We start from the raw sequence: 9,103 nt of genomic DNA, 5'->3' as shown, positions 1-9,103 counted from the left end.
CGCATTGCCACACGCTACGATAAGTTAGCAAGCAGCTTTAGGGCGATGGTATGCGTGGCATGCATAGACCGCTGCCTGCGAGCTAACTTTTCGTACAAAGCCTAGGCTGGCCAACCCGAACAGGCTGCATAGCTGCGCCCGGTTCTTGGCCAGCCCCTTGTAACGCACCTTTCGGTAGCCGAAGAGGTTCTTGATGACATGAAACGGATGCTCGACCTTGGCCTTCTCGATCTCCAACAGCAGCGTTTTCATGGATCTGTCTTCCATCTTCTTGATGGCGTTGCGCTTGACGGCCACACAGCAGCGGGAGTCCGGGGCACCCTTCTCTTCGTCCAGGTACTTCCACATGCCGGTGTAGCCCGCGTCGTCGTATACCCGATTGTCATCGTCCCAAACCAAATGGCCCGTCATGGTGACATTGGCGACGTTGGCCAAGGTGGCGACGACACTGTGGGCCAGTCCGGTGAACGCATCTACACCGAGATGGGCCTTTAATGCCAAAGTAATACTGGTTGCCCTTCCTGGTCTGATTCATCTCAGGATCGCGTTGCTTGGCCTTGTTTTTAGTGGAAGGGGCGGCCGCCACGATGGTGGTGTCGACGATGGTATCTTCGCGCATAAACAGGCCCTTCTCAGCAGGTGGCGGAAGCGCACCAAGGTGGTCACGTCCGGCACGCCCTTGATGGCCAAACCGATACCCACGAAGTCGCGCATCGCCTGGCTGTCGTAACTGGCATCCTCCAGCGCTTCATCGACCAGGACCGACCACTGCTTGAGGAAGTAGATGCGCAGCATGCGCTCCGGGCCAATCGGCGGATTCCCCCGCTTACCCACCGCGTTCGGGAAATAGGATGTCGGAAGCGCCTCGATCAGTCGCGGCCATGGAACCAGCGCCTCCATCTGAGCCAGGAACCGCTTTCAGCGGGTGACCTTCTTCTTGTTTTGGTGCTCGGCTTGGGCGAACGAGATTTGTTTCATCGGGCGGCTCTGATCAAGCAGTGGCAGGAGGACCGAATTCTACCCCGCCGCTGGCTACCTGGCAGCTGCGGCGGGATTTATGCAGCGTTTCCTTAACTAACTGTAATAACGCCACATTGTGCCAAGTGCCCTACCTTATGCGATACGCTTCCCGCGACCATACCGCCTAAATCACTGAGTCCGCGACTACCCATCACGATCACGTCGACGCCTTCGCGCCTTGATACTTCCAATATGATATCGACAGGCCTGCCTTGTTCGATCATTGTCTCGATATTGCGGATGCCTTTCGCTTTAGCAAACGTTTCGGCTTCTTCAAGCAGTGCCTCGCCCGCTGACGCCAAGTGTTCGGACGTTGCATCACTTGCAAGCGCGCCGACACCCCAGATCAGCTTGCTAGTGTTACTGACCACCTCAGGAATATGCAGCACGTAGACCTTCGTACTGTTTTGCTCTGACAATTTGCACGCCACGGACAGCGCATGCTGTGAGTGTGCAGAACCATCGATAGGCACCAAAATCTTGGTATACATAACATCTCCGACATTGACTAAAGTATGAGAAACATCCTTCAGCAAAACTGATAGCTTATACTTTTTAGGTATTTTAAGCGCTCTACCAGAAAGATTAATTATAGCTAGAAAATGCCATTTCCATTGGCATTTCTCCAATATCTTTCGGACAGAAAGCCATACCTAGGAGGTATAATGGAGCTACGCCATCTTAGATACTTCTGCGTGGTTGCCGAAGAGCTAAACTTCACGTCTGCCGCAGAGCGGCTCCATATGTCGCAACCTCCGCTTTCTCGTCAGATCAAGCAGTTGGAGCAAGAGGTAGGCACGGAACTGTTCGAGCGCAGTTCACGAGGACTACAGCTCACCCCATCAGGCATTTTCTTTCAACAACACGCCATACAAATATTAGAAAAAGTCGATGTTACGGTGGAGGCTACTCGCCATATGGCGCGCCATAAACGTCAGCTATTTGGGATTGGCTTTGTGCCTTCGGTTTTCTATGGGCAGTTGCCCACGCTCGTGCGTGATTTAAGACAAATGGACAATGTCGAGCTATCGTTAGCGGAGCTGACGACGGTGCAGCAAATTCAGGCTTTGAAAGCCGGGCGGATCGATATGGGGTTTGGCCGTATCAGAATCGACGACCCCGATGTGGAGCAGGACATTCTTTTCGAGGAGCCCATTATCGCGGCGTTACCCAGCGGCCACCCGCTCGAAGGAACAACCCCCAGCTGTGAAGAGCTTGCCCGCTACCCCCTCATTCTCTTTCCCGCCAAACCACGCCCGAGCTTAGCCGACATGGTACTTGGCATTTTTCGTAGGCGAGGCTTGAAGGTTCAGGTCTTTCAAGAAGCGAACGAGGTGCAAACGGCACTCAGCCTCGTCGCTTCTGGCATTGGCATCACGCTCGTACCGGAGCAAGTCAAGCGTGTGCAGCGAGATGGCATCACCTATGTCTATTTAGCGGATAGCAGTATCACGTCGCCCGTTATTTGTAGCCGTCGCCGTGGTGAAAAGCCATCTCACGTCATGCAAACGGCCAATGCCATTTTGGATGTGCTGGTCGATAACCGACGCTCGGGACGGTATCCATAGCCTCACACGCATCGATCGCACTAGGGACGGAGCACGACGACTGGGCATGGCGCTTCATGAACGACCTCATGACTGACGCTGCCTGCCACGACCTGAGAAAGGCCGCTGCGGCCATGGGTCGTCATCGCCAGCATGGTATGGTGACTATCTGCTAGGTAGCTCACGATAGACGCCGCTGGGTCACCATGAAGCACTTCCCAGTCGACCTCCAACGCTTGATCACTTCCAACGCGGCGCGCCAATGCCGCTAAATACGCCGACTCCGAGACATCGGCGGGGGCCAACGATGTCGGTTTGTTGAACGTTGGGGTATCGAGTACTTGTAGCAGCTGTAAGCGCGCGCCTAATCGTTTGGCTAGTTCGGCCGCATGGGGCAGCATTTTTTCAGAGAGTGCAGACCCATCGACACATACCGCCAATACATCGACGTGCTGGTGAGCGCGACCATTATAACGTGGTCCGCATAAAAAAACGGGCCGTCGAGAACGCCGAACCACGCCAGCCGTCACGCTACCGATCAGCATTTCCGGCACCGGGCGACGTCCATGAGCCATCATGCATACCCCTACCTCCTCCCGATTGGCCAGCGCTCCCAGGTAGTTCTTGACGCTATGATGGGCAATCACTTCCAGCGCCATATCATCGACACGGTGTGACTTGAGGCGTGCTTTTAACATCGCCGTACGTGAGCTGACGTCTGCTTGTTCGAGCACCACGGAGACGGCCTTCATCTCTACGCCCAGCTGCGACGCGAGGCGTCGACCAAATTCGATGGAGGTCACCGCTCCTTCACTGTCATCAATAGCCACGACGATCGTCTTCATCATTCCTCTCCAGTGACGGTGTCAGCCGCCTTTGTTGTTATTGCGTGTCATTATTCAGTGGCGCAAAACGCCGGTGCAGTAGGTTGTATGCCAGTCCGCCTACGACCACGCCCCAGAAAGCCGACCCGAGCCCCAAAAAGCTCACCCCGGATGCCGTGGCGACGAAGGTCAACACCGAGGCTTCCAAGTGGCTCTTTTCGGCGGCGAACGCGCTGATGTTGCTGCTTATCGCCCCCATCAACGCCAGTCCCGCCAGTACCGCCACGAAGGCATTCGGCAGCGAAGTAAATAGCGCCACTATGGTGCCTGCAAACAGACCGCCCACGAGATAGAACACACCGTTGGCCACGCCGGCAACGTAGCGCTTGTCCGGATCTTCATGCGCTTCTTTGCTGGTGCAGATCGCGGCGGTAATGGCCGCGATCACCGTCGTGATGCCGCCAAAAAAGGCCGTCAGCAGCGACGTGACGCTGGCCACCGTGACAATGGGTTTGGCAGGCGTCGTGTAGCCTGAGGTACGTAATATCGCCATGCCCGGTAGGAACTGGCCCGTCAGGCTGACGAGTACCAGCGGTATCGCCAAGCTCAAGGTCGCCTCCCATGTCCAATCGGGTTGGATGAACTGCGGCTGCGCCAACTGGACGCTGACACCCTCGAGGCTGGCGCCCTCCAAGAGAACCGCCAACAAGACACCGACCAATAATAGGCAAATCAAGCTGTAGCGCGGCGTCAGACGTTTGAAAACCAGATAAGCGATCATCATTCCAATCGCCAACGTCGGCACATTGTGCAACGACTCGAAGATGCCGACGCCAAATTGGAACAAGATGCCAGCCATCATGGCGCTGGCAATGCCGGGAGGAATCAGCTGGATGATGCGATCAAACGATCCGGTGATGCCGATCACGAATAACAGGATGGCGGCCGTCAGGTAAGCGCCCACCGCTTCGTTGAGCGACAGCTCTGGAAAAAGCGTCACCAACAGGGCGGTTCCCGGCGCCGACCACGCGGTCACCACCGGCACCTTCAACCACATGCTCAGCAAAATCCCCGAGATGGCGGCTCCCATGGAGATGGCCCAGACCCAGGAGGTCATCATCGTGCTCGAGATGTCAGCACTCTGAGCGGCCTGAAAAAAGATGGCCAGCGGTCCTGAGTACGAGACCAGCACGGCCACGAAGCCTGCGGTGATCGCAGACACCGACCAGTCTTTGTGTAATTGCATACCCACAGTATCCCAACGCGATTAAGGGTCACTACCCTGTGTATTGGCCTGGCAAAGAGAGCTCGGCCAGGCCTTCCATTACGCAACGCCCAGGTGCGTTTCCAACAGTTCCGGGTTATTCCTGAGCCCCTGTGAATCACCGCTGTACTTCACTTCCCCTTTTACTAACAGCAAGTGCTTCTCAGCCACTTCCAGCAGGTTATCGATGTTTTTATCGACGATGATCGTCGAGATGCCCGTGGCCTTGATGGTCCGAATGATGTTCCAGATTTCATCGCGTATCAGCGGCGCCAAGCCTTCGGTGGCCTCATCGAGGATCATCAGATCAGGATTCGTCGTCAGCGCTCGGCCAATCGAGAGCATCTGCTGCTCCCCGCCCGACAGCAGCGCGCCATCATGGTTAATGCGTTGTCCCAGGCGCGGAAACGTGTCCAGCACGCGTTCCATGGTCCAGGGGGTCTCTCCCCGCTCATTGGGGCGCGCCGCCATGATGAGATGCTCACGCACGCTGATCCCGGGAAAGATGCCACGCCCTTCGGGTACGTACCCGATTCCCTGGCGCATCAACTGCCATGGGCGTCGTTTCGCGGTCGATACGCCCTTGATATAAACGTCCCCACGGCGTGGTGGCACAAAACCGAGGATCGACTTCAACGTGGTGGTTTTTCCCATGCCGTTACGCCCTAACAAACTGAGCGTCTCTCCAGGCATTAGGATCACATCGACGCCGTGCAACACATGGCTTTCGCCATAGTAGGCGTGCAGCCCGCGGGCTTCGATCAGGGGAGTCACGGTGGGGTCTGTGGTCATGCGGTTACTCCTTCGTCGTGACGTCCCAAATAGACATCGCGCACCTTGTCGCTGGTACGTATCTGCTCCGTCGGGCCACTTTCGAGGACACAGCCATCGACCATGACCGTAATGCGATTGGCCAAGCGGAAAACCGAATCCATATCGTGCTCGATCAACACCAGGGTGTAGCGGTCGGTCAAACTGGCGAGTAGCTCCGTGACCTGCGCCGTCTCTTCACGCCCCATGCCAGCCATCGGTTCGTCTAGCAGCATCAAGGAGGGTGCCGTTGCCAGCACCATGGCTATCTGAAGCTGACGCTGCTCGCCGTAACTCATGTCCGAGGCGGTCGTGTGCGCTCGGTGGTTCAGTTGACAGGTTTCCAGCACCTCTTGGGCGCGCTCGCTCACCTGCTGCGCCGTGTGACGAGAACGCCAGCTGCCCAACACGCCGCCCATATGGATGCGTGCCGCTAGCTCACAATTCTGCAAGCAGCTAAGGCGTGGAAAAATATTAGTTTTCTGATGGCTGCGACCAATGCCCAAGCGTGCAATTTGGCGAGCACTTTTGCCTTGAATCGCTTTTTGTCGATAGAGCACCTGGCCTTCCGACGGGGGGATCTCACCGGAGAGCAAATTGATCAAGGTGCTCTTGCCGGCGCCGTTGGGGCCCAAAATGGCATGTATTTCGTGGGCTCTCACATCAAAGTTCACGTCATTGACGGCAACGAGGCCACCAAAACGACGCGTCAAGCCCTGGGTGGCTAATACGATGTCATCACTCATGGCTAGTCCACCTTACTCTGTGTCACGGGCTGGGCGGAGACGATCGTCTTTTCCGGCGCTTCACTGGCTGTTGTGCGGCGTTTGCGTGCCCAGGGAGGCGCGATCATCAAGCCTGCCACACCGCGCGGCAGCACCAACACTGCAACGATGATGGTCAGCCCCATCAAAATGGGCCAATGTCTCGTGGCATGCTCATAGACGAACAGCAGTATTTCATACGCGAAGGCGCCTAGAATGGGGCCAAAGATGGTGCCCATACCGCCCAGAATCAGCATCATCAGTACCTCACCGGACGTGTGCCAGCCGAGCTGGGCCGGATTGGCGAAGCCGTACTGCATCGCCGCCAGCATGCCGGCAATCGAGGCCATCACCCCGGCAATCACGAAAGCGATCAGCTTGTAACCACTGGTGGCATAGCCCAGGGCCTGCATGCGGTGCTCGTTATCATGAATGCCGTCTAGCACCTGACCGAAGTAGGAGCGGGTCAGCCAGCGCAGAAAGAGGTATCCCGCCAACAGCGTTACCAGGCAGAAATAGAAGAAACTGTAAGGATCATCCAAATCGACTAGCAGGGTATCGCCCACGGCCAAGCTGGGGCGGAACATAATGAAGACACCATCGGTGCCCCCCGCGAACTGGGACGTGCTAATGAAGTAGTAAAGCATCTGACCGAACGCCAGCGTCGTCATGATGAAGAAGATACCTTTGGTGCGAATGACCAAGAGGCCGACGATGAGCCCAACGCAGGCCGACACGCCGATCACCAAAGGCAGCATCCACCACATGGAGGCCGGGCTAAAGTCAGGGCTGGCGAGGGCAAGCGTATAGGCGCCCAATCCGAAAAAGAGCGCGTGCCCCAGGCTGACCAGACCCACGATGCCTACGAGCAAATCGAGGCTCATGGCAAACAGCGCGAGAATCAGCATCAAGGTAAGCTTCTCCAGCATGAAATTGGCCTGATTGCCGAAGACCACCTCGCCCCACAGCGGGAAGGTCGCCACTAAAGCCGTCAGTACCAACATGAGGTAGGCAACGCGCTTGGGATATTTATGTAACATTGCTTGTTCTCCTCACGCGAAAAGGCCGCGCGGTTTCACCAAAAGAACCGCTGCCATGATCAGATAGATCACCATGCTGGCGAGACTGGGAATGAGCACAGCGCCGAAGGTCGTAGCCATACCGATGATGATGGCACCCCAAAAGGCACCCTTGATGGAGCCAATCCCCCCGATGACCACGACCACGAAGCAGGTGATCAAAATGCTGTCACCCATGCCGGGGGCAATCGACGTGAGTGGCGCGGCAATCATGCCGGCAAAGGCGGTGAGCGCCACACCCACGCTAAAAATCAGTGTAAAAAGCGTACGGACATTGATACCGAGCCCCTCCACCATATCGCGATTCACGGCACCGGCACGGATGATGATGCCCAGACGGGTATGGCGAATGACGCCATAGATGACGCCGGCCAACGCCAGACAAACGCCCATGACGAAGAGCCGATAGACCGAGTACTGCAGGTTGTCGGTGAGTTGGATACTGGCGTCGAACGGCGCAGGTACCGGCACGCGATGCACATCGCCGCCCCAGATGATGCGCTGGGCTTCGTTGAGCACTAAAATCAAGCCAAAGGTCAGCAGCACCTGATAGAGATGGTCGCGCTTGTAAAGCGTGTCGAGAAACAACCGCTCGATGACCAGGCCTAGCGCAGTAGCAATGGGAATCGCGACCAAGATGGCTAACCAGAAGTTGCCGAAACGCATGGTCAAGTCATACACCAAGTAGGCGCCGATCATGTACATGGCGCCGTGGGCCAAATTGATGATGCCCATGATCCCAAAAATCAGCGTTAACCCACTGGCGATCAAAAACAGCAGTAACCCATACTGGAGTCCATTGAGCAGCTGGACACCAAAAAATGCGAGATCCATAAGACCCCTCCGAGCATAAAAGGGGAAGCAGGATTGCCCCGCTTCCAAGCATTACGAAGTGTCGTTACATCTGACAGGCGTCGTCCGGCACTTCTAGATTCTCGGCAGCAATGCTGACGACCTCGTGCTTGCCGTCACGAATCTCACGGAGGTAGATATTCTGGATGGGATGGTGAGAGTCCGAAAAGCTCAACGGACCTCGTGGACTGGCTAACTGAACATTTGCCAAGACATCGATTAGTCGCTCGCGGTCTGACGTGTCTCCACCGAGTACATTGAGCGCCTGGGCTAGCATCATGCCGGTATCGTAGCCTTGTACCGCATACGTATCCGGCGCTTCACCGTAGGCGTCTTCATAGGCGGCGACGAACGATCGGTTCGCGTCGTTTTCTAGCGTTTCTGCGTAGTGAAGCGTGGTCATGACGCCTTCACCCGCATCGCCCAGGGCGGCTAGATTACCTTCGGTAAGGAACCCGGACCCCAGCAGCGGGATGCTCTCGTTGAGCCCCGCCGCCGCGTAATCCCTCACGAAGCTGACACCACCGCCCCCCGCGAAGAAGGTGTACACGGCATCCGGCTGAAGGCTGGCAATCTGCGTCAGGTAACTCTGGAATTCGGTGCTCGGAAACGGCACGAGAATCTGCTGGACGATGTCACCGCCTTCCGCGGTAAAGGCCTCTTCAAAGCCCGCTAGGTCCTCTTTCCCACCCGCGTAGTCCCAGGTAATGGTCACGATGTTTCTATGCCCTTGCTCGTAGGCCACTTTTCCCATGGGATAGCTGTCTTGCCACATACTAAAGGAGGTGCGAAATACGTTCGGCATGCATAGCTCGTTGGTCGCCGCCCCAAGCCCTGCAGAGTTAAGCTCAGTTCTTGTGTATGGAGGGCAGTAGAGAGGGTGGCGTATCCTGTTGATTGATCTCGCCAGATCACAACCAACATAGGACGGATACGCCATGAG

9 protein-coding genes and 1 pseudogene are annotated in these 9,103 nt (G+C 56.5%); 1 reads left to right on the top strand and 9 read right to left on the bottom strand.

Annotated elements, in window-relative coordinates; translation table 11 throughout:
• Positions 1–24 precede the first annotated feature (24 nt).
• Positions 25–978: pseudogene (locus IE091_RS18095) on the bottom strand (IS5 family transposase).
• Positions 979–1,070: 92 nt separating this feature from the next.
• Positions 1,071–1,511, bottom strand: coding sequence for a universal stress protein (locus tag IE091_RS18090; protein ID WP_096921918.1), 441 nt, complete (start codon positions 1,509–1,511; stop codon positions 1,071–1,073).
• A 174-nt stretch (positions 1,512–1,685) separates the two neighbouring features.
• On the opposite strand from IE091_RS18090, the gene IE091_RS18085 reads away from it, so the two are divergent.
• Entirely contained in the window at positions 1,686–2,588 is a 903-nt protein-coding gene (locus IE091_RS18085; RefSeq protein WP_096921917.1) for a LysR family transcriptional regulator, read from the top strand.
• Between the two features lie 20 nt (positions 2,589–2,608).
• Here the strand turns inward: IE091_RS18085 and IE091_RS18080 are convergent, their stop codons facing one another.
• The 7 genes from IE091_RS18080 to IE091_RS18050 all read right to left on the bottom strand — a co-directional run bounded on the left by IE091_RS18080 (position 2,609) and on the right by IE091_RS18050 (position 9,100).
• Positions 2,609–3,412 (bottom strand): universal stress protein, encoded by an 804-nt coding sequence (locus IE091_RS18080; RefSeq protein ID WP_189464294.1) that lies wholly within the window; start codon positions 3,410–3,412, stop codon positions 2,609–2,611.
• Between the two features lie 37 nt (positions 3,413–3,449).
• Positions 3,450–4,637 (bottom strand): benzoate/H(+) symporter BenE family transporter, encoded by a 1,188-nt coding sequence (locus tag IE091_RS18075; RefSeq protein ID WP_096921915.1) that lies wholly within the window; start codon positions 4,635–4,637, stop codon positions 3,450–3,452.
• A gap of 78 nt (positions 4,638–4,715) precedes the next feature.
• Positions 4,716–5,447 carry an ABC transporter ATP-binding protein gene (locus IE091_RS18070; RefSeq protein ID WP_096921914.1) on the bottom strand — a complete coding sequence of 244 codons (732 nt, stop codon included), beginning with the start codon at positions 5,445–5,447 and terminating at the stop codon, positions 4,716–4,718.
• The gene (locus IE091_RS18065; protein WP_096921913.1) at positions 5,444–6,211 is read right to left on the bottom strand and encodes an ABC transporter ATP-binding protein; all 768 of its coding nucleotides are present in this window, start codon (positions 6,209–6,211) and stop codon (positions 5,444–5,446) included. Before IE091_RS18065 ends, IE091_RS18070 begins: the two co-directional genes overlap by 4 nt.
• A 2-nt stretch (positions 6,212–6,213) precedes the next feature.
• Positions 6,214–7,269, bottom strand: a complete 1,056-nt coding sequence (locus IE091_RS18060; protein ID WP_229800899.1) for a branched-chain amino acid ABC transporter permease — start codon at positions 7,267–7,269, stop codon at positions 6,214–6,216.
• A gap of 12 nt (positions 7,270–7,281) precedes the next feature.
• A complete protein-coding gene (locus tag IE091_RS18055; RefSeq protein ID WP_096921912.1) occupies positions 7,282–8,142 on the bottom strand; it encodes a branched-chain amino acid ABC transporter permease in 861 nt (286 codons plus the stop codon).
• Between the two features lie 64 nt (positions 8,143–8,206).
• Positions 8,207–9,100, bottom strand: a complete 894-nt coding sequence (locus tag IE091_RS18050) for an ABC transporter substrate-binding protein (RefSeq protein ID WP_268246891.1) — start codon at positions 9,098–9,100, stop codon at positions 8,207–8,209.
• Positions 9,101–9,103 lie beyond the last annotated feature (3 nt).

This window comes from Vreelandella hamiltonii (assembly GCF_014651775.1).
Classification (GTDB): domain Bacteria; phylum Pseudomonadota; class Gammaproteobacteria; order Pseudomonadales; family Halomonadaceae; genus Vreelandella; species Vreelandella hamiltonii.
The sequence above is the reverse complement of the archived record's forward strand: the minus strand, read 5'-3'. Positions and strand labels throughout refer to the sequence as shown.